Genomic DNA, 338 nt, shown 5'->3' on the forward strand with positions numbered 1-338 from the left:
CTCAGCCGTCACTTACGTCGCAATCTGCGTCGCCAGTGCTATCGCGACAAAAAAGCGTTTCTATTTATGTGCAGTGATTACGGGCCCGGCATAATATTGCGCCGCGACGGCTATGTGAGGCGGAACGTCACTGGATGCAGGCCAATGTGGGGCATTTGCACGAAAAATCTTCAACAAAAAAGGGTCAACCTTTCGGTTGACCCTTTTTTTACCGCCCGGCAGAGCGGATTTTTTTGGTAGGCGCGATTGGACTGCGGATTCCACGACCATCCGGACACTCATTCCACGAGCATCCGGACACCGATTCCACGGCCATCCGGACACTTTCAGGCAGGCAG

General features: G+C 53.8%; 1 protein-coding gene. It reads left to right on the plus strand.

The window, feature by feature from the left end; translation table 11 throughout:
* The coding region (locus DW49_RS1000000133335) for a hypothetical protein (protein ID WP_206539573.1) at window positions 1-240 on the plus strand (240 nt) is incomplete at its 5' end.
* Between the last annotated feature and the right edge of the window lie 98 nt (window positions 241-338).

It is taken from the genome of Pseudomonas avellanae BPIC 631, from assembly GCF_000444135.1.
In the GTDB taxonomy this organism is placed as follows: Bacteria; Pseudomonadota; Gammaproteobacteria; order Pseudomonadales; family Pseudomonadaceae; genus Aquipseudomonas; species Aquipseudomonas avellanae.